Here is a 20522-nt window from a genome sequence, read left to right on the forward strand (position 1 = left end):
TGTTACGCGGTTTGGTAAAACCGCGTAACCATATACCTACAGGAGCTCGATTTTGCCGTCCTTCACCGTCAATCCCATGTTGCCCGAGAGCAGATCGTCCAGGCGCGAGCCCACAAGCTCAAAGCGCCAACCTTCGCGCAGAGGGCTCTGCTCGGGATGCTCGATATAGTCGGCCAGGTCATCGCGCGAGGCAATGACCGAGGTCGCCACGCCCGAACGCTCGGCAACCAGGCGAATGAGCGCGTACATGAGATCCGTCACGCTCTCCAGCTCCGGAGAGATCTGGCGATGTCCGCGCACCATGAGCGGCAGGCGATCGTGCGGGCAGCTCGCGCCGCGCTTGATGGCCATGAGCGCGCCGTCCACATCGCGCTCCCCCAGTTGATCGGTGCCGCGGATGCTGCGGAACTCCTCAACGCGCACGGGATTGCGCTTGACGAGCGCCAGCAGCGTATCGTCGGACATGACCCACTTGCGCGGGATGTTGCGGCGCTCGGCGCGGTCCTCGCGCCAGGCGGCAAGCTCGCGCGCAATGCCCAGCTGATGGCGGCTACACGAGTTGATGCGCTTGACCTTGCGGAATGCCTCATGCCGGTCGGCGCGGTAGTGCGACTCGTCTGCCAGCGGGCGCAACTCGTCGAGCACCCAGTCCACGCGGCCAAGCTCGCGCAGGCGGCTCATCATCTCGGTATAGGCGACGATCAGATACTTGACGTCATCGATCGCGTACTCAATCTGCTTATCGCTCAGCGGGCGGCGCGACCAATCGGTCAGCGACTCGGTCTTGGGCAGCGATACGCCGCAGAACGTCTGAACGAGCGCGCCGTAGGAAATCTGCTGGCGCTCGCCCAAAAAGGCGGCGGCGACCTGTGTGTCAAAAATCGGTCGCGGCAGCGCGCCCACGGTGTGGAGCATGACCTCCATATCCTGCGAGCAGGCGTGGAAGACCTTGACCACGCTCTCGTCGGCCATAAGCTCGGCCAGCGGCGACAGGTCGTCGATCACCAAAGGATCGACCGCGACGCTCTCGGCAGGGGTGGCAATCTGGACCAGGCACAGGCGCGGATGAAACGTGCGCTCGCGCAAAAACTCGGTATCGACGGCAATCGCGTCGAACTCACGAGCGCGCTGACAAAAGTCGAGTAGAGCCTGATGTGTGGAAATGTACATATCAACCCATCGAATAAGGTTAGGCCCGAAAAACACGGGTAGGATATCGGCATTGCCCTACAACTATACTCGGTTAGTCACAGAACGGGAACGTAAGTATGCGCTGCCTTATCATCCACAACCCGGCATCGGGTCCCAGCTCCGATGAAATCTACGCATTCACGCACGCTCTTGCACAGGGCGGCGACGAGGTCGTAATGCGCTTTATCGGCGATGGCATGGAGCCCGAGGACGCGGTAGCGGACGTTCGTGAGTTCGACCGCGTAGTCGTTTCGGGCGGCGACGGCACCGTCTCCAACGTGCTCGACCAGATGCGCGGGTGCGGTGTCCCTACGCTCATCTTCCCCTCCGGCACGGCCTGCCTGTTCTTTAACAACATCGGTAATGCCCCCGAGGCGGCGGCGCTTGCCAAGGCTTGCCGCGCCGGCCGCACGGTGAAGGTGGACATGGGTGAGCTCTTTTGGATCGACGAGAACGGTAACGAGAAGCGCCACGGCTTTATCATCATCGCCGGCTCGGGCTTCGACGCCGAGATCATGATGAAGGCCGCTCCCACCAAAAACGACATTGGCGAGATCGCCTACTTCCTCTCCGCGCTCGCCACGCCCAACCCCACGGTGGCGCACTTTACCATTGAACACGACGGCATGGTCGAGGAGCTCGACGGCATCTGCTGCATGGCGGGCAATACCTCAGTCATCCAAAACGACATCAACCTGTTCCCCAACTGCCGCATGAACGACGGCATGGTCGACATCGCAGTCATCGAGCCCGTAAAAACCGTGCAACTGCTCCCAACCGTGATCACCGCCGCGCTCGACCCCGCCGGCAAGGTGCTCGGCCGCCCGCAGTTTAAGATTATCCAGACCAAGGAAGCCAAGATTACCTGCACGCCGTCGCTGGGTATGCAGTTCGATGGCGAGATCATCTCCAGCAACTCCGGTGTCTTTGGCGCCCGCGCGCTTCCGCAATGCCTCGACCTCATCGTCGACGAATTCTCACCACTCGGAAAATAGGAGAACCCCGTGAACGACAACCCTATCCGTGGCTTTATCGTCATCGTTCTGGCCCTGCTCGTGGGCTACGCCATCAACGTGATTCACCGCCGAAAGAAGTAAATCCACATTGGTATGATATTCATCCAATCACCGAGGAGAAGTCCAAGGGCAACAACATGGCCGCCATGGGTGTTGGCGCCATCATCGTCGGTGTCTGTGGCTTCGTGATCTATCGTCGCAAGAAGGCCTAAGAACCCCACACCTTAAGGCGCGGGCGGGATGGCCAAGGTCGCCCCCCGCTCAGCCCGCCCCTTCGACCGGCGGGAAACGTCGCTGAAATCTTTCAAAAAAGATTCCCCGCAAACACTTTGCTGTGCTATAGTGCAACGCAACAGAAACAAGGTGCGACCGCGCCATGGCATCACGAAAGGAGCCACCAAGATGAAGAACGCGATGAAGTCCCTCAACAACTGGTGGTGGCGTGATGCGAATACGATCGGTCGACAGTGAGTCCCTCACGCCTGTTTTTGCGCTCTAGGTGATTGGAAGGCCTCCGGTTTCGACCGGGGGCCTTTTTCTATCTCGAGCCCGATCGCATTCGCATCACGCGCCTCCGCTTTTCCCTTACACTCCCCTTTCTGAAAGGATTTTCAACATGTCTCAGAACACCACCGCCCAGCCCCGCACCGTCCAGACCACTGACCGCGGCAAACTCGACCTCAAGGCACTCACTCTCTATGCCATCCTCCTCGCCGCCGGTTTCGTCCTCAACATGACCGTCTCCAAGTTCTTTAGCGGCCTCACCGGAGGCTTCCTCTCGCCCGAGTTCATCATCGCGGCTTTCTGCCTCGAGATTCTCATCGTCAAGCCCAACATCGGCCAATCCTCGATTATCGGCCTCCTCGCCGGCGTGGTAATCCAAATCACCGCCTCCGTCAAGGGCCCCGACCTGATCGCCGAGCCCGTCGCCGCCATGGTCATGGCTCTGCTCGTCTCCGTGCTCGCCGACTCCAAGGTCAAGGGCCTGCTCCCGCTCGTCAGCACCTTTGTTGTCACCTTCATCTCCGGCATGATCTACGCGGCGATCTTCTCCTTTGGCGTCATGAACAACCCGGCTTTCATGGGCGTCATGGCTCCTGTCGTCGTCGCCACCGGTGTTGCCAACGCCATCATCGTGACCGCCCTCTACATCCCCATTAAGAAGGCCCTCAAGCTTAACGACTAAGTAGCCGACAAGCCACACGCAGGCACCGCCGTCTTCAACGCCATCCTGGTCCAGGCCCTCAGCATTCCGCTCAAGAAGGTCTTCGCCAAGCAGTAATACTTGCTACCATGTAGACCGCCGGTCGTTTTGCGACCGGTGCTCTTTTACGATAGAAAGGCCCCCATGAGCTCCAGCAATACCATCATCAAGCTCGATGACGTCTCATTTGCCTATGGCCACGAGGCGCAGAATGCCCTCGATCACGTCTCACTCACTATCGAAAAGGGTGAGTTTGTGGGCGTCATCGGTCCCTCAGGCGCCGGCAAATCGACGCTTGCCGCCGTTATGAGCGGAGCCATCCCCCACCATTACACCGGCCAGCTCTTTGGAACCACGCTCGTCGATGACCGCGACACCTGCGAGATCACCCTCACGGATATCTCGCGCGTGGTGGGAAGCGTGCTGCAGGACATCGATGCCCAGATGGTTGCGCCCATCGTTGAAGACGAGATGCTCTTTGGCCTCGAGAACTTTGGCATACCGCACGATCAAATCGAGGAGCGCATCAGCCAGACGCTGACGACCGTCGGCATTAGCGACCTGCGCCACCGCGAGATTGCCACGCTTTCGGGCGGGCAGAAGCAGAAAGTCGCAATCGCCGCGATCATCGCCATGGCGCCCAACGTGCTCGTGCTCGACGAGCCCACGGCAGCGCTCGACCCGGCAAGCTCCACGCTCGTTTTTGACACGCTGCGCCAGATCAACCGCGAACACGGCATCACCGTGGTTGTTATCGAGCAGAAGGTCGCGCTGTTGTCGAAATACTGCAGCCGCGTCCTCGTCATGGCAGACGGCAAGCTCGCGTTTGACGGCGAACCCCACCAGGTCTTTGCCCACGCAAGCGAGCTGCGCCAGATGGGCGTCGACAGTCCCCGCGTCGCGCGCATCGCGAACAGCCTGGCAGAAGTGGGTCTGTTGCCGAGCGATCAGGCGCCCTGCCTCAATGTTTCCGAAGCGCACCAGCTTATCTCGTCCTTACTTGCGGATGCAACGAGCAAAGACGCGCCCGCCGATGTGCCCGAGACCTCTCCCCATATCCCGGCGGTCCCCCGCGGCGTCAATCAGGAGCCAGTAGTCGAACTCACCGATGTGACCTTTGCCTACCCCCATGGCGGTGCCTCGGTCAGCAACCTCAACATGTGCGTCTATCCCGGCGAGCTCGTAGGCATCATCGGCCAGAACGGTGCTGGCAAGACCACGCTCACCAAGCTGTTGAACGGCCTTCTGCATCCAGCGTCGGGAACCGTGCGTATGGCGGGGATGAACACCGCCGACGTCCCCACCAGCGCGATCGCTGCAAAATGCGCGACGCTGTTCCAGAACCCCGACCGCCAGCTCTGCCGCGACACCGTACTCGACGAGGTTGCCTTTGGTCTTGAACTGCACGGTGTCGGCACCGACGAGGCCCGCCAGCGTGCACGGGTGGCGGCGGAGCGCTTTGGGCTCCCCTTGGACGAATCGCCGTTCTCGCTTTCGCGCGGACAGCGACAGATGGTCGCCCTAGCGTCCGTGGTTGTGCTCGACCCACAGGTGGTTCTGCTCGATGAGCCCACGAGCGGCCTCGATTACCGCGAGTGCATGACCGTGATGGAGACGGTGAGCGAGATGGCCGAGCGCGGCTGCGCCGTGATCATGGTGTGCCACGACATGGAGGTCGTCTCGGACTTTGCCCAGCGCCTGGTAGTCATGGCAGACGGACGCATCCTCGAGCGCGGCGACGCGAACCGGATCTTCGACGACGATGCCCTCATGCGCGCCGCCTACGTGGAGCCACCGCAGGTTGTGGCCCTGTCCAAAGAACTCGCGCGCGACGTTTCGCCCCGATTCGCCGGAATCAGTCAGGTCTCCGATCTGGTCGACCTGGTAAAGGAGATGCTCAAGCATGACTAACGTGATCGACTACGTGCCCGGAGACTCACTGCTGCACCGGCTGAACCCCGTGACCAAGCTAGCCCTGGCCGCGGCTATTATCTTGGCGACCTTCCTCGGCGACACTTATGTGCTCCTGATCGCCCTGCTTGTGCTGACTTTTATCTTGGGCATCTACGCCAAATCGACCGCAGGCCTCGTCTCGCTCGTCAAGCTCATGGTGCCGCTCTCACTAATCATGCTGGTCCTACAGACCGCCTTTATCCGCACCGGAGCCCCCATCTTTGCCTGGATTACCACAGATGGTCTTATCACCGGCACCAAGGCGGCGCTTCGCCTGCTCGGCGTGGCGCTGCCACTCATCCTCATGCTCACCATCACGCAGCTCGGCGATCTCGCTAACGCTTGCGTGGAGGTGCTGCACGTGCCGTACCGCTATGCGTTCACATTTACCACGGCACTGCGCTTTGTACCGGTCTTTAGCCAGGAGATGAACGCCATCATGGAGGCGCAGACCGCGCGCGGCGTTGAGTACGACACCAAGAACCCCCTCAAGAAGATCCAGCTCATGCTACCGCTCTGCGTGCCGCTGCTGGTGAGCTCCGTGGGCAAGACCGATGCCACTGCCCTGGCGGCCGAGCAACGTGGCTTTTATCTGCGTACGCGCGCGAGCTCGTACAAGCGCTATCCCATTAAGGGCATGGACATTGCCATACTTATTGCCAGCATTACCCTCATCGTCCTCGGATTCTTGTTCTAACCTGCCAAAAAGGGACAGGTTTATTTTGGTCGGTTTTATATGGGCAAATGTCAGTCTCGTCCTTTAAGCTCCAGCACCAAGCAGCAACCGACAAATGCAAAAGGCCTCGGCTCGCACAAACGAGCCGAGGCCTTTACTGTTTTCCCAGATAAAACCTACCAAAATAAACCTGTCCCTTTTTGGCAGGTCGAGAGCTACAGGCGGTAGGGGGCGCCGCTGCGGATGATGGACTCGCGTACCAAAACGTCCATGGCGTCGAGGGTGATCTCGGGCATCTCGCGATACTTTTGCAGCACCGAAAGCTCCGTGCAGGCCAGAATGACGCGGTCGCAGCCGCTGCGGGCAAACTCCCACATCACACGATCAAACTTATCCATATCGGGCTCGCGTCCTGCCTTCACGTCATCGTAAATAAGCGACATCACATCGGCCTGGCGCTTCTCGCTGGGATAGACGACTTCGACGCCCGCCGCCTCGCACTCGCGACCGTAGACGCCGGCACCCACGGTGCCATCGGTACCCATGATGCCGATCTTGCGCACCGGCTCGGCCGGCATGCTCAAGTTGGGGTCGAACTCACACTCCCCCATCACCACGCCGGCAAGCGCATAGCGCACCGACTCGCGCGGCATATGGATGATGGGGACCGAGGTAAACGACTGAATCTGATCGTAGAAGTAGTGCGACGTGTTGCAGGGAATGGCAATGTGCGCGCAGCCCAGCGTCTCGAGCGCCTGCGCACATTCCTTCATGGTCGCCAGCAACTCGGTGTGGTCGCCGGTCTTAATGGCCAGCGTGCGGTCGGGCATGGTCGACTTAGAGAGCACCACCATGTCGATATGTTCCTGATCGCGGGCGGCCGCCGTGTGACGCACCACCTGGTCGTAGTAATACGACGTGGCCTCGGCGCCCATACCGCCGATAACTCCCAGCTTTTCCATCGCCGCCTCCTTGGTGACGCTCGCACCATTGCGCGTATCATACCCGCGCCCGTCCGATACAAACCGGGCGGGCGCGACGTTCATCCTATTTGTAATACGTCTTAAACAGCTTAAAGTGACGCAGCTTGGTGTGCCACATGCGCAGCCAGCGGTTAAAGACAAAGTCGCCCTTCATAAACGAGGGGTCGGCGGCCTTACCCTCCTTGACCAGGCGATGCGCCTTAGCGCGCAGCTCGGGATCCTTGACGTATTTATCGACCACGCCCATGGGGACAACCATCCACAGCGCCTCGTTCTGCGCCGTCACAAACTCGGGCTCAAACGGGCGGTTGTACACATACTCGTCCACTACGTACTTGGCAACGTTAAAGCCACTGTTGGTGACGTAGTAGTTACTGCGGCCCTGGCGAGTGTTGAAGTCGAAGAACTTAAACGAACCGTCGCGCTCGTCGTATTTGACGTCAAAGTTGGAGAAGCCCGTAAACTTGAGGTCCTCGAGCAACTTGCGCACGCCGCCCATGAGCTCGTCATTGGGCTCGGTGATGATGCAGGCGTGGTTACCAACGCCGTGAGGCTGGTGCTCCTCGAGCAGCACGTGGCCCAGGCACATCATGCGCACCTTGCCGTTGCGGTCGGAATAGCTGGTAAGCACGCGCATGTACTCGTCGTTGCCGGGCACGCGATCCTGCAGGATCAGATCATCGGTGTAGCCACTCGCGTATACATCGCGAATGACCTGCTCCAGCTCGGCGCGATCGGCGATCTCGTAGGCCTTCTTCTGGCCCTCGAACTCGTGCTCCCACCACATGATGCCGTCGGAAGGCTTCAGGATCATCGGGAAGGGAAAATCGATCTGGTCGAGCACCTCGGCGGGAGCCTCGCCCTGGGCGTTGAGCATGGCCATGGTAAAGGTAAACGTATGCGGATAGGGAACACCGTGCTTCTCGCACAGCTCGTAGAAGATTTCCTTCTTCTGGCACTGTTCGAGCATGCTGTAGGGCGCATAGGGCGCGATGACGTTTGAGGCAAGCTGGCCGGCGTCCTGAGCCTGTGCGGCAAGCGCGACATAGTTGTCGCCGCAGCCCATGAGAATAATCTTCTTATCGGGATTGGCCTGAGCGACACCGTTAATGGTCTCGATCATGACCGGCATGGTGTCGATATCCACATTGGGCGTGTAGTCGATAATCTGGCTGCGGTACGCAGGACCGGTCTGGTACTTGCCAAAGACCAGGCTCTTGACCTGATACTCCTCGTAAAAGGCGCGCGCCACCGAATAGGCGTTGATGTCGCCACCGAGCAGCACGGGGATAAACTCGCGCTCTGTAAACTGCAATGCCATGGAAACTTCCTATCTAGAACTGCCCACGACGGGCGGTCTTTATGCAACCTGTTTATTTTAGCGTGCCGGATCGTTTCCTCCTAAAGCTCCACTGTATCTATGACAATCAACGCAATTATCCAGCATGAAGGCCGCGCTCACTGCCGTATGACAAACGGCAATGAACCCACCGTTGTTGTAGGGTTCAGCATATTGATACCCCCGAGTGAAAGGCGCACGCGTGCTCCAGGACCTTCCAACCGATAACCCCATCCTCGATGCCGCAAAACGCGAGTTGGCGCCGCGCGCGCAAGCGACTGCTCCTCTGCGCACCGCAAACGACGCTTACGACGGTGCCGCCTACATCACCTCCATCGATACATCGGCGCACAAAGGCACGCGCAAGACGCCCGTCGCCGGCGGACACGATACCGCCATCGAGCAGTTTGGCCTCGTCTCCGATGCCCACGCCAGGGACAACATCAGGGTAATCAAACTCGGCGACGGCACCTGTTCGTTCACCCCCGCCCAGGCGCTCAACGAAGTAGGGCAAGCTCGCCGCAATGGGACCTTATAGCCACAAACCCCAACGTTGAGATAGCTTTCACAGTCCAAAGCCCGTCCCAAACACGCCCCCGTAACGTTAAAGTTGAACTCTATGGTTTCTCAACAATTCGATATAACTGCAGGTCAAAGCCAAAGTCTCAAGTTCAACTTGACCCTTTAAAACCTTTAAGGTTCAAGTTGAGGTCGAAAGCAGTAGTAGAATACCTGAGGAACAATAACCTACGATTGATTGCAGAGGGACTGGATGCAGCATTCGAATCATCGCACCGCAGCGCTCATCGCGTCGAAGCCGGCTCGTATCATCACGAGCGCCGCGCTCGCCGTTGCGTTGACGGCCACGCCGATGCTCTCCCCCGTCGCGGCGTATGCCGCCTCGCAGGCAACGCAGGATCAGCTTGCCGCCGCCCAGCAGAAGATCGAAGCCGCCACGAGCGCCTACAACGATGCCCGCACCAAGCTCGGCGATCTGCAGAAGCAGATTGACGCCAACGAGGCAAGTATCGAAAAGATCGAGGCGAAGCTTCCCGATCAGCAGGAAAAGGCATGCACCGCCATGCGCGATCTGTACAAGTACCAGAAGGGCACCAACCCCATCGTGAGCTTCCTGGTCAACGCGCAGAGCCTGGGTGAGTTCATCACGACCTGCAAATACACCAACCAGATCACAAGCTCGAGCGTCGACGAGATCGAAGAGCTCAATAACATGCAAACCGAACTCGAGCAGAACAAGGCCGAGCTCCAGCAGGCCAAGTCTCAGCTTGAGGCAGAGCAGAAAAACGCCGAGGATGCGCTGGCGCAGGCCCAGCAGCTCCGCAGCGAGGCACAGGCAAAAGCCGAGCAGGAAAATGCCGCCGAGCTTGCCAAGCTTGAGGCCGATAAGGCCGCTGCCGCCGAGAAGCTCTCGGGCGAGGGCGTGAGCGGCAGCAATTCCAGCAGCCAGGCCACCAACGCCAACACCACCATCGACACCACGGTGAACAACGCCAACACCGGTAGTTCCGATTACGATTCGTTCATTAATGAGTGGACGAGCCGCATCGACAATTACCTCGCCGGCTCCCCTATGGCAGGCCAGGGCTATAACTTTGCCGTCGCCGCTTGGAATACCGGTGTCGACCCCCGTTGGTCCCCCGCCATCGCCTGCATCGAGAGCACCAAGGGTACTTATTGCGCCAATTCTTACAACGCCTGGGGCTGGAGTGCACGTGGCGGCGGTTGGCGCAGCTTTGGCAGCTGGAGCGAGGGCATCTTCGCTCACGTTGCCTATCTGGGCGCCAACTACGGCTCCACCCTTACCCCGGCTGCGGCCAAAAAGTACTGCCCACCCACGTGGCAGGACTGGTACAACAAAGTCGCCGCTCAGATGAACCGCATCTAAGTGCAACTGCAAAGGGCCCCAATGGGGCCCTTTTCTTTTAGGTAGCGGAGGTATCGACGACGCCGGTCGCATTGGCAACCGCGACTATGACGATCATGCATAGGAGCAGCACACCCAATGCCTTGAGCCAGAGTTTCGCGAGTTTCTTGCCGCGATAGCTGTCGAGCAGTGCGAATCGCCGACGTAGACGGCGCTTATCGAGCACCGCAAAATGCATAAGCGCCATAAGGCCATCGACAAAGAAAAAATACTCGATTATGAGAAGCCACGTCGGGTAGCTTTGGTTTGCTCCCGTGGGTTGAAAGACGGCAAAGTGACTTCCGGCAAAGAACACAAGCAGCGAGAAGCAGACGAGCGTATTCCAAATGCGCCCCAGGGACTCCGGAACGCGAGAGAGCAGACCGCATGCAGCGGAGGTGGCAGGCCTAGGAAGCCTTGCGGGGTTCTGGAGCCCTTGGGGCGTCAACAACGTCTCCGAGGCCGGAGTACGGACAGGCGCAGGCGCAGGAGGCCGCACGGGGCGACTCAGATCGTATGCCGCGCGCGTCGCCCGTCCCAACGCTTCCGCACTCGCAAAACGCTTGGCCGGGTCGAGCGCCATCGCCATGCAAACGACATCGGCAAGTGGAGTGGGAATGCCGCGCACCTCGCATTGCTCGCGCATGTCGAGCCCTGGTTTAGGGTCGACTCCCGTCAAACAAAAGAACAGCAGGGCACCGAGCGCGTAGACGTCGCTTCGCACGCTCGTCTGCCCAAACCCATACTGCTCGGGCGGCGCATAGGGCCGTGTCCCAAACTTGACAGTATCGGCATCGGCGCCATCGCGCCACACGCGCGCGATCCCCAAGTCGATAATCACCAGCGATGAAAACGTCAGGCCGTCATCAGGCGTATAGTTGGCACCTGCCACGATGATATTCGACGGCTTGAGGTCGCGATGGATCACCGGCGCCGAAGCCTCCCCCGCCATTGCAAAACCGGCATGGAGCTCGCCCACGGCGTCGCAAAGGACAGGATACAATTCACGCGCATAATCGGGAGCGGCTCCCAGACGGTCCACCAGTGCCCCGAGTGTCTCCCCTTCTATGTATTCCATAACCACGTTGAGCTCGTCGCCCGCACGACGACAATCGACGATTCTGGGCAGGTGCTCAAAACGCCTGCCTGCCCGCTGAGCGGCAAACAGACGCTCGTATGCCCCGCCGATTTGAGCCGAAGCATCGATACGTTTACGGACAAAGGGACCGAGCGAACCACCCCCGGTTCCTTCAAAGTACACGAGCTCGGTTGTTTCAACAGACGAGCGCTTAAGTACACGCTCCACGCGATAGCTGTCGTCGCGATCGAGCGACGCCAGGTGCTCGGCAAGCGCTGCGGTCAGCTCGTCATTGGAATATGTTGGGGTCTGAGTATCCATAGCCTCCATCATAGCGCAGGGCGCAGACACCCCATGGCATCCGCGCCCCGTTCGTTTGCATCGATGTTCGACAGCTCCGCCGGCTCAGATATCAGCGGCTAATTCACCGTCTCCTCGCCAAAGCGATACAGCTCCTCGTTGACCTTTTGGAGGCTGCACCCGCGATCGATGCAAAAGATGATAATCGCATCGCGGCGGTCCTTGCAGTTAAGGACGCTTACCCCGGCAGCCGTCAGCGCACGGTTGGTCTCTTTGAGCGTCAGCGCCATCGCAAAGGCAATCTGCAGCACCTTATTGCGACTCGGATGACGCGCACCGGTAAAGATCTGATAGCCAAAGGTCTCATTGAGATCGGCCATACGAACCACGCGCGAGCGCTCCAAGCCCTTTTCCTGCAGTAGCTGCTTCAGGTAATCCGAAAGCGACGGGGCGGCAAAGTCGTGCTCCCTGATATAGCCATCGATGTTCGGCGCATCGAGAAGCTCATTGAGCAACTCCTCGGTCAGTTTTTTGTCGGGCATGCGACTTCACCTCCCATCCGGCGCAACGGTAGCGACATGCTAGGCCAGCACCCAGCTTGCAGTAGCAGACTTATCAAACATGTTGGCAAAATACAGTGCCTTCTTGATATCGCCATCAAAGTAGATATTGCCCGCCACGGAGCCACCGGCGGAAAGGGTACCAGACTGCAGCTCATCGGAGCCCTCGCTGTAGTAACCCTGATTCTGTTGGGCGCCGTTGGCGTCCTCGCCCTTCCAGTCGTAGATATTGTAATCTGCGCCCTCATCGCCATTGTTGACGTACGTGACGTGAATGCCCGTCATGGTCGAACCGTCATAATTTGTAAGGCCGGGCTGGACGGAATCGACAACGACGGAAAGACCGGCAGCTGTGGTCACCGTCGTGCCAACCGCCAGGTCAGTCGTAGGCTGCTCTTCCTTCTTCGCCTCTTCCTTCTTGTCGCCATCGCCAGCGTCCTCGGTGACGGTCGCCTTATCGCTACCACAACCGGCAAGAAGACCGGCAGTCCCCAAGGCGACGGTGGCGAATGCGCCAAGTGCAGCGCGACGGCTCAGCAGCACTTCGTTTTCGAGCTTTTTCATTATGCATCCTTCCTACGATCCGGCTACCGCGCCGGCACACAGCACATCGTAGGAAGGATTAAACTTGAATTCATTAGCTAAGAGCTAAGGTTGCGGTAAACGGCCAATGCTCACAGCAATAACCGGGAGCAGCAGCAAGCCGCACCCGCACCCACCAGGACTATATATGGCAGACTGTCGGCGTCGTTCCATCGTCACTCCAAGCCAAGCAATCGTTTGTAGACATCGAGGCCCTTGAGCAAAACTTCCTCGTCAAAGAGCATGGTATCGGTGTGAAGGGCGCTCATCGCATAAGCTGGGCAGCCGTCTGCGTCGATCGGGTTTTCTTGACCCTCCGGCACACCCGTGCCCAGCAAGAAGAACACGCCCGGCAGATGGCGCTGATAGAACGCAAAGTCCTCGGCAATTAACAGCGGCTCCTCCACAAGCTGCAGGTCGGGCAAGGCAGGCGCGACGCTGGCAAACAACTCGGGGTCGTTGTCGACCGGCGGATAGCCCTCGGAAAAGTCGAGATCGTACGTGCAGCCCGTTGCAGCGCATGCCTCATCAAGCACGCGGCGCACGCCTTCGCGCGCCCGGTCGAACATGCCGTCCGTAAACACACGCAGGCTTCCGGCCACATGGGCCTCCCCCGCCACCGCGTTGCAAACCGTACCGGCCTGCAGCAGACCAAACTTGCCGATACAGGGCTCGTCGCCGCCCAGCTCGTCCATCAGCTCGCGCTCGGCAACCAAAAACTTCGCTGCCGCCAACGCGGCATCGTGCGACTCCTCGACCGGCACGCCATAGGTCTTAGCAATATGGATGCTCGTACCGTGAATATAGATATGCGTCTCGCTCGAACGCGCCAGCAGCGGACCGGAACAGCTCGCCAACGTGTCGGCAGGCAGATCGGGCCACACATGGAAGCCATAAATGCGGTCGACCCCATAGCGCTCGAACACGCCGCTCTCGCATACCGTCTTGGCACCACCGGTCGTTTCCTCGGCCGGCTGGAACACAAAGAGCACGTTGCGCCTCATGGCGCCCGGCTGCTCGCGAATCGTACGGTCGACATACGTCGCGGCGGCAAGTGCCATGGCCATGTGACCGTCATGTCCGCAAGCGTGCATCTTGCCGGGATGGGTCGAGGCAAAGGCCGCCCCTGTCGCCTCCTCAATGGGCAGCGCATCCATATCGGCGCGAATCGCCGTGGCATGCGCGGCATCAACGCCGGCGTCGAAGAAAGCGCAGACGCAGCTGGGGCACGGATGGATCACTTCGCAGGTGAGCGGTGCCAGCACGCCCTCGATATAGGCAATGGTTTGCGGAAGATCGAAATCGAGCTCCGGAATGCGATGGAGATCGCGGCGATAGCGACGGAGTTCTTGGAGCTCGGTCATAGAGGATCCCTTCGTGAGGCACATCTGTTGCAACTTATTGTGATACAGGATTGTGGCGCACATGTTTCCAGCATATCCCTGCATTTTTTAAACGTTATATACGAATACTCTTGTTTGGTAAAGTGCAACGTGATAGGGTCTTTACCACTTGATAGAGGCGCGGGCACGAAGAGCCGCGGGCGAGTCGGCAGGCTTTGACCCCGCGGGGAGGCGAAACCCGCCGAACTGGGTTTTTCGGGCACGAACAACCTGGTGGGCCTGTGGGAAACACCCACAGGACTGTCTGCAGCAATGCGGGAGCGCTATCCGGACATTGGGTCCACGCTATGCGGATTCGATGCGCAGATGGCGCCGTCTGGATAGCGAGGTTTACGGGACATGGCATTGACCCCCAACGAGGCATATGCGGCCAAGCAGCCGTTTGTGGACAAGGAGACGCTCGAGCATATCGTCGAGCAGTTCCCCACGCCGTTTCATCTATACGACGAGGCGGGCATCCGCCGCAACATGCAAGAGGTGCGCGACGCCTTTGCGTGGAACCCGGGCTTTAAGGAATACTTTGCCGTCAAGGCCAACCCCAACCCGGCACTCATCTCCATTCTCAACGAATACGGCTGCGGCTGCGATTGCTCGAGCTATACCGAGCTCATGATCGCCCGCTCGCTGGGTATCACGGGACACGACATCATGTTCTCGTCCAACGACACGCCGGCTGCGGACTTTGAGCTCGCCGACAAGCTGGGTGCCATCGTCAACTTTGACGACATCAGCCACATCGAGTTCTTTGAGCGCGTTGCGGGACCCATCCCCAAGACGGTCAGCTGCCGCTTTAATCCGGGCGGCCTGTTCCAGCTCTCCAACGGCATCATGGACAACCCCGGCGACTCCAAATACGGCATGACCACCGAGCAACTCTTCGAGGCCTTCCGTATGCTCAAGACCAAGGGTGCCGAGGACTTTGGCATCCACGCCTTCCTTGCCAGCAACACCGTCACCAACGACTACTACCCCAAGCTCGCGCGCATCCTCTTTGAGCTTGCCATGCGCCTGGAGCGCGAGACCGGCGCACACGTCGCCTTCATCAATCTATCCGGCGGCGTCGGCATCCCCTACCTACCCGAGCAGCAGGCCAACGACATTCACGCCATCGGCGAGGGAGTGCACGCGGCATACGACGAGATCCTGGTCCCCGCAGGCATGGGCGATGTGGCAATCTACACCGAGATGGGCCGCTTTATGATGGGCCCCTACGGCTGCCTGGTCACCAAGGCCATCCACGAGAAGCAGATCTACAAGGACTATATCGGTGTCGATGCAAGCGCCGTCGATTTGATCCGCCCCGCCATGTATGGTGCCTACCACCACATTACGGTGATGGGTCAGCCGGGCGGCGCCGACAAGGGCACAACGCCCGTCACGAACACCTATGACATCACGGGCAATCTGTGCGAGAACAACGACAAGTTCGCCATCGATCGCGAGCTACCGCATATCGACATGGGCGACCTGCTTGTAATCCACGATACCGGTGCGCATGGCTACTCCATGGGCTACAACTACAACGGACGGCTGCGCTCCGCCGAGGTCCTGCTGCGCCCCGATGGCGCGGCCGACCTCATCCGCCGCGCCGAGCGCCCGGGCGATTACTTTGCCACGCTCGACGTGCTGCCGTGCGGCCGAGAACTGTTGGCCAAGTCGCGCGCCGAAAGTGCCCGCCGCCGCGCCCAAGACGGGCGCCTGGCAGTCGCCGCCCAATGGAACAAGCGCATCCAGATCGCCGAAGCGAAGGAGAAGAACATGGACATCCGCAATCTCGAGGGCTCAATCGTCGCCCTGGTTACGCCGTTTAAAAAGGACGGCAGTGTCGACTTTGATGCGCTCGAGCGCCTTATCGATTTCCACCTGCAAAATGGCACCGATGCCATCCTCGCCCTGGGCACCACCGGCGAGAGTGCCACGATGACCGACGACGAGGACAACTCCGTTGTCGCCGCGGTGGTCAAGCAAGTTGCAGGACGCGTCCCCGTCATCGCCGGCTCGGGCTCCAACTCCACGCAGACCATGCTCACCAAGTCGCTCACTTACCAGGGCTTGGGAGCCGACGGTCTACTGCTCATTACCCCCTACTACAACAAATCCAACGAAGAGGGTATCTACCAGCACTTTAAGACCGTCGCCGATGCCGTAGACATCCCCTGCATCCTGTACAACATCCCCGGCCGCTGTGGCTGCGGCATCAGCGAGCGCAACGTGGAGCGCTTGGCCGCGCACCCCAACATCATGGGTATTAAGGAAGCCTCGGGCAACGTCGCCTACGCTGCCAAGATCGCCCACCTGCTGTCCGACGACTTCCGCATGTACTCGGGCGAGGACGCGCTCACCGTGCCGCTCATGAGTCTGGGTGCTTCGGGCACCATTAGCGTGTGGGCCGACGTGCAGCCGCAGCTCGTACATGACATGTGCCGCGCCTATCTGGACGGTGACGTGGCACGTGCCCGCGATATCCAGATTGCCGGCCAGCCGCTCATCAATGCCCTCTTTAGCGAGGTCAACCCCATCCCCGTCAAGGAAGCGCTCGCCCAGATGGGTATGATCGAGGCAAACTACCGCATGCCGCTGTGTCCCATGGCAGACGACACGCGATCCGCACTTACCGATGCTCTGAAGGGAGCTGGTCTGCTTGATTAAGACCGTCATTATGGGAACGGGCCGCATGGGCTCGCTCATCCGCACTACCGCCGAGGGTATTGTCGACGCTGACGGAGAGCCCGTTTTTGACATCGTCGCCCAGATCGGCTTCGACTTGTCCGAGCTCGAGAACGCTCCGGCAGCCGACGTCATCATCGACTTCTCGAACGTTGCGACCTTCGACACCGTCGTCGCCTATGTCGAGCGCACGGGTGCGGCGTTGGTCTCGGGCACCACAGGCTATACGCCCGAGCAGATGGATCGCCTGCGCGAGCTGGGTCGGTGCACCCGCGTCATGCACTCCGGCAATTACTCCATCGGTATCGCAGCCCTGCGTCATCTGGTGGCACAGGCCACGCGAGAGCTGCCCGGCTTTGACTGCGAAATCGTCGAGACGCACCACAACCAAAAGGTCGACGCCCCCAGCGGCACTGCCAAGTTGCTGCTCGACGCCGTCGTCGAAGCCGAGCCCGAGGCAGGCTACCACCCCGTCTATGGCCGCGAGGGCATGTGCGGAGCGCGCGACCCCAAGGAGATCGGCGTGCACTCGCTGCGCGGTGGCACTGTCGCCGGCGTGCACGAAGTGAGTTTCTTTGGCCAGGACGAGGAGGTCACGCTCGCGCATCGCGCCACGAGTCGTCAGATCTTTGTCAACGGCGCCTTGGCAGCCGCGCAGAAGCTCGTCACCCGCGAACCCGGCTTCTATACGTTCGACCAGGTCATGTTTGCCTAACCAGGTATCAACCGGATCCACCCAAAGGAGAGACCGCAAATGAGCAACGCAGCCGAAATGGATGCACAGGAGATTATCAACTATATCGCCACCGCGCCCAAGAAGACGCCCGTCAAGCTGTACGTGCGCGAAAAGCCGGGCATGAAGGTCCAGTGGGGCAATGCGCATGTCTATGGCGGCCGCCGTGGAAAGACTGTATTTGGCGACTGGGATGAGCTCAAGGCAATCCTCGACGCCAACGTCGATTCCATCGACTACTACGATGTGGAGAACGACTGCCGCAACTCCGCCGTGCCCATGCTCGACCTCAAGGGCATCAACGCCCGCATCGAGCCGGGTGCGATCATCCGCGACCGCGTCGAGATCGGCGACCGTGCCGTCATCATGATGGGCGCCATCATCAACATCGGCTCCGTCATTGGCGAAGGCTCCATGATCGATATGGGCGCCGTGCTGGGCGGTCGCGCCACCGTTGGCAAGAACTGCCACATCGGCGCCGGCACCGTGCTGGCAGGCGTCGTGGAGCCCGCCAGCGCCACCCCCGTCATCATCGAGGACGACGTTATGATCGGTGCCAATGCTGTGGTCCTGGAAGGCGTGCGCGTGGGCAAGGGTGCTGTCGTTGCCGCCGGCGCCGTGTGCGTCGAGGACGTCCCCGCCGGCGCCGTCGTGGCCGGTGTCCCTGCCCGCGTTATCAAGATGCGCGACGAGAAGACCGACAGCAAGACCGGCCTCGAGGAAGGTCTGCGCCAGCTCTAATAGTTACGCGGTTTTGACAAACCGCGTAACGGCTCGACGCTCCACCTTTGGTTCCGTCGTTCTAACGAACGACGGACCGGTCGACGCTGCAAACGCCCCTAAGCGGCAATCTGACGTTCAATCGTCGGTCGCGTACCGAAGTACGCTTCCCTCCTCTTTCACGTCACCTTGCTCGCCTAGGGGCGTTTTCGCTGACGTGTGCTCAACCTGCGGGGTAATGTCAGCAACCAAGCCGAAAACAACAAAGGCCGAAGCACCATCGGAGCTTCGGCCTTCCCTATCTCAGGGTTCCGTCGTATTCAACCATGGCGGGTTGCTTTGACAGGCGCCCTACGGCCGTCTTATAGACCTCGGAACGATCGCGCCGCCCTATTGCCACGATCTCGGCAATCTCAACCATTCCGTCCTCTCGGATTCGGAAAACCATTTTGAGTCCCGCATTCCGCCATTTAATCTTTTTGCAGCCGGCGAGCTCGCCGTGAAGCGGCGTTCCGATTTCATCAGCGCGCGTCTTTAATTTTGCGACGGCAATACGGACGAGCCTGCGCTGGGATCCATCTAGTTTTTGATATTCCTTCTCGACGTCTCGATTCAAAAAGCCGACAACAAAATGCCCGCTCATTCGAAAAGGTCCTCGTCGGGAATCGCGTCCGGATCCATCGACTCAAGCTCCGCGAGCTCCTCGGCAGTTAAGGCGTCCTCAAACGGAACAAACTCATGCGGACCATGCTTGACTCGATTCGCAGCGATGCGATTTATCTCAAGTTCACGCAGATACTGCAGCGCGCCGTACATTTCCTCATAGGCAGCATAGTCGATAATCACGGTATCGATATCATTATGATCAGCAATGAACTGAGGCGCGCGTTTTGCGCGTTTACGAATGGTGGATAAGGACTTGCTTGCTTCGGTAGCAGAAACAACCTGGTCTTTTGTAAACACCGGTTTTTCCAGAACAAGTGGGGACATTTTGACCTCCAAAAAATAATCTGGATTATATTTCAAAGTATACTTCAAAATATAATCCAGACTTTTATTCAAAAGTTAAAAGCCTTATCGATTCTCGATGCTACCGATGTTTTTGAGCTCGATGGAGATGAGGCCGTTGGGCTCGTTGACAAACTCGATGTACTCGGAGTTCGAACCCATCTCGGCCGGGAAGCTAATCTCGATACCCGTGTCGGTACGAATCTTATGATTGCGCACCGCCGCGCGTTCGACCTGCTTGCGCTCCACGGGCACGCGCTCGGGCACCTTCTCCTCGGTCAGCGCCGCACGCACGCTCTCCTTGATGACCGGCTCGTCCTCAAAGACCTCATCGACGATATCCCAAGGCGGCAGCTCCTCGTCGTCTTCAACCTTCTCGGCAACGGCGGCTTTGACCTTGGCGAGCGCTACGGCCGTGTTGGCGCCGTGCTCCTCGGCGACTTCCTCGACCACGCGCGTCACCGTGTCGATGACCTCCTTACCCGAAACCCCCGTGTCGCACTGCAGCAGGCCGTCGGGAATGAGCATGCGGTCCTCGCCGGCAATCTTGCGCTTCTTGTCCACATAGCCGATCTCCATGGTGCTTGCACGCACGATGGCATAGCTCGGCACCTTTTGCGAGGGGTTTGGCAAAATGGCGTAGTGGCGCGCGATGTCGTTACGAACCTCGCCCTCTTCGCGACCCACCTCGTGCATGAATGCCTGCTTGGAGCCCAGCAGCATCACGGCAAACCAGCGGGCATCTTCATCATCGTCAAAGTCCGCCACAAGCACGTCAGTGGACTCGGCTTTCTCGGCTTTGGTGAGCTCGGAGGAAATAAACTCCGCAATCTGCTGAGACAAGTCCACGAACTCACGCTCACCAAAGAAATAGCCCTTGAGCTCGCCGCCAAACGCAGAGTTCTCCGCAAACGTGGCGCGCTTATTGTCGGCCGAGGTACGTGCGCGGCGCAGATGCGTGGTCACAAAGCTGCGCACGGTACGGCTTTCGATATCCAGCTCGCGCTGGCTCATGACGTTGACGGCAGAGTCAAAGTCCAGGATATGCAGAATCGCGTGATTGATTTTCATATACGGCATTCCGTTCTAGATCGCTTTTGGCACGAACCAGTATAGCGGTCGAGTCCACCCCAGGCGCATCGAAGATTGGTGCAGACAAGCCTGTCCCCTTTGCATAAAAAAGCG

The 20522-nt window shown here is 59.5% G+C and carries 20 protein-coding genes and 1 riboswitch; of the genes, 10 read left to right on the forward strand and 10 right to left on the reverse strand.

Annotated features, from left to right (window positions below; genetic code table 11):
- Positions 1–36 precede the first annotated feature (36 nt).
- Complete coding sequence (gene rnd / locus FYJ40_RS05075; RefSeq protein ID WP_154517283.1) at positions 37–1170, reverse strand: ribonuclease D; 1134 nt, start codon at positions 1168–1170, stop codon at positions 37–39.
- Between the two features lie 98 nt (positions 1171–1268).
- Here rnd and FYJ40_RS05080 point away from each other — a divergent pair, with 98 nt between their 5' ends.
- The 5 genes from FYJ40_RS05080 (at position 1269) to FYJ40_RS05100 (ending at position 6061) form a co-directional block, all read left to right on the forward strand.
- The gene (locus FYJ40_RS05080; protein WP_154517286.1) at positions 1269–2186 is read left to right on the forward strand and encodes a diacylglycerol kinase family protein; all 918 of its coding nucleotides are present in this window, start codon (positions 1269–1271) and stop codon (positions 2184–2186) included.
- Positions 2187–2447: 261 nt separating this feature from the next.
- Positions 2448–2678: a hypothetical protein gene (locus tag FYJ40_RS05085; RefSeq protein WP_154517289.1), complete on the forward strand. Its 231-nt coding sequence runs from the start codon at positions 2448–2450 to the stop codon at positions 2676–2678.
- A gap of 145 nt (positions 2679–2823) precedes the next feature.
- A complete protein-coding gene (locus FYJ40_RS05090) occupies positions 2824–3393 on the forward strand; it encodes a tryptophan transporter (RefSeq protein WP_154517292.1) in 570 nt (189 codons plus the stop codon).
- A gap of 162 nt (positions 3394–3555) precedes the next feature.
- Positions 3556–5322, forward strand: a complete 1767-nt coding sequence (locus FYJ40_RS05095) for an ABC transporter ATP-binding protein (RefSeq protein ID WP_154517295.1) — start codon at positions 3556–3558, stop codon at positions 5320–5322.
- Entirely contained in the window at positions 5315–6061 is a 747-nt protein-coding gene (locus FYJ40_RS05100) for an energy-coupling factor transporter transmembrane protein EcfT (RefSeq protein WP_154517298.1), read from the forward strand. The genes FYJ40_RS05095 and FYJ40_RS05100 overlap by 8 nt, the downstream gene beginning before the upstream one ends.
- A 194-nt stretch (positions 6062–6255) precedes the next feature.
- Here the strand turns inward: FYJ40_RS05100 and FYJ40_RS05105 are convergent, their stop codons facing one another.
- Both FYJ40_RS05105 and FYJ40_RS05110 read right to left on the reverse strand, forming a co-directional pair.
- Complete coding sequence (locus FYJ40_RS05105; protein WP_229770678.1) at positions 6256–7002, reverse strand: aspartate/glutamate racemase family protein; 747 nt, start codon at positions 7000–7002, stop codon at positions 6256–6258.
- An 85-nt stretch (positions 7003–7087) separates the two neighbouring features.
- Positions 7088–8344: an ATP-grasp domain-containing protein gene (locus FYJ40_RS05110; RefSeq protein WP_154517304.1), complete on the reverse strand. Its 1257-nt coding sequence runs from the start codon at positions 8342–8344 to the stop codon at positions 7088–7090.
- A 220-nt stretch (positions 8345–8564) separates the two neighbouring features.
- On the opposite strand from FYJ40_RS05110, the gene FYJ40_RS05115 reads away from it, so the two are divergent.
- The gene (locus FYJ40_RS05115; protein WP_370450634.1) at positions 8565–8900 is read left to right on the forward strand and encodes a hypothetical protein; all 336 of its coding nucleotides are present in this window, start codon (positions 8565–8567) and stop codon (positions 8898–8900) included.
- Positions 8901–9134: 234 nt separating this feature from the next.
- Positions 9135–10268 carry a glucosaminidase domain-containing protein gene (locus FYJ40_RS05120; RefSeq protein ID WP_154517307.1) on the forward strand — a complete coding sequence of 378 codons (1134 nt, stop codon included), beginning with the start codon at positions 9135–9137 and terminating at the stop codon, positions 10266–10268.
- A 37-nt stretch (positions 10269–10305) separates the two neighbouring features.
- On the opposite strand, the gene FYJ40_RS05125 is transcribed toward FYJ40_RS05120, so the two are convergent.
- The 4 genes from FYJ40_RS05125 to FYJ40_RS05140 all read right to left on the reverse strand — a co-directional run bounded on the left by FYJ40_RS05125 (position 10306) and on the right by FYJ40_RS05140 (position 14170).
- Positions 10306–11685, reverse strand: a complete 1380-nt coding sequence (locus tag FYJ40_RS05125; RefSeq protein WP_195838583.1) for a protein kinase — start codon at positions 11683–11685, stop codon at positions 10306–10308.
- A gap of 98 nt (positions 11686–11783) precedes the next feature.
- Positions 11784–12206, reverse strand: a complete 423-nt coding sequence (locus FYJ40_RS05130) for an XRE family transcriptional regulator (protein WP_154517313.1) — start codon at positions 12204–12206, stop codon at positions 11784–11786.
- 39 nt (positions 12207–12245) lie between these two features.
- Positions 12246–12788 (reverse strand): DUF4352 domain-containing protein, encoded by a 543-nt coding sequence (locus FYJ40_RS05135; protein WP_154517316.1) that lies wholly within the window; start codon positions 12786–12788, stop codon positions 12246–12248.
- Positions 12789–12982: 194 nt separating this feature from the next.
- On the reverse strand, positions 12983–14170 hold the full coding sequence (locus FYJ40_RS05140; protein WP_229770679.1) for an amidohydrolase: 1188 nt from the start codon (positions 14168–14170) through the stop codon (positions 12983–12985).
- Positions 14171–14314: 144 nt separating this feature from the next.
- Positions 14315–14483, forward strand: a riboswitch (Lysine riboswitch).
- 65 nt (positions 14484–14548) lie between these two features.
- Between FYJ40_RS05140 and dapA the strand changes: the two genes are divergently transcribed.
- From dapA to dapD, 3 genes are read left to right on the forward strand one after another with little or no spacing between them, the layout of a single operon-like run.
- Positions 14549–16858, forward strand: a complete 2310-nt coding sequence (gene dapA / locus FYJ40_RS05145) for a 4-hydroxy-tetrahydrodipicolinate synthase (protein ID WP_154517321.1) — start codon at positions 14549–14551, stop codon at positions 16856–16858.
- A complete protein-coding gene (gene dapB, locus FYJ40_RS05150; RefSeq protein WP_229770680.1) occupies positions 16851–17591 on the forward strand; it encodes a 4-hydroxy-tetrahydrodipicolinate reductase in 741 nt (246 codons plus the stop codon). Before dapA ends, dapB begins: the two co-directional genes overlap by 8 nt.
- A 39-nt stretch (positions 17592–17630) precedes the next feature.
- The gene (gene dapD, locus FYJ40_RS05155; RefSeq protein WP_154517324.1) at positions 17631–18350 is read left to right on the forward strand and encodes a 2,3,4,5-tetrahydropyridine-2,6-dicarboxylate N-acetyltransferase; all 720 of its coding nucleotides are present in this window, start codon (positions 17631–17633) and stop codon (positions 18348–18350) included.
- A 277-nt stretch (positions 18351–18627) separates the two neighbouring features.
- Here the strand turns inward: dapD and FYJ40_RS05160 are convergent, their stop codons facing one another.
- From FYJ40_RS05160 to FYJ40_RS05170, 3 genes are read right to left on the reverse strand one after another with little or no spacing between them, the layout of a single operon-like run.
- On the reverse strand, positions 18628–18972 hold the full coding sequence (locus tag FYJ40_RS05160) for a type II toxin-antitoxin system RelE/ParE family toxin (protein ID WP_154517327.1): 345 nt from the start codon (positions 18970–18972) through the stop codon (positions 18628–18630).
- A complete protein-coding gene (locus FYJ40_RS05165; protein ID WP_154517330.1) occupies positions 18969–19391 on the reverse strand; it encodes a hypothetical protein in 423 nt (140 codons plus the stop codon). Before FYJ40_RS05165 ends, FYJ40_RS05160 begins: the two co-directional genes overlap by 4 nt.
- A 12-nt stretch (positions 19392–19403) precedes the next feature.
- Positions 19404–20408, reverse strand: a complete 1005-nt coding sequence (locus FYJ40_RS05170) for a nucleoid-associated protein (protein WP_118377194.1) — start codon at positions 20406–20408, stop codon at positions 19404–19406.
- Positions 20409–20522: the final 114 nt, after the last annotated feature.

The organism is Collinsella sp. WCA1-178-WT-3 (M1), assembly GCF_009696325.1.
Taxonomy (GTDB): domain Bacteria; phylum Actinomycetota; class Coriobacteriia; order Coriobacteriales; family Coriobacteriaceae; genus Collinsella.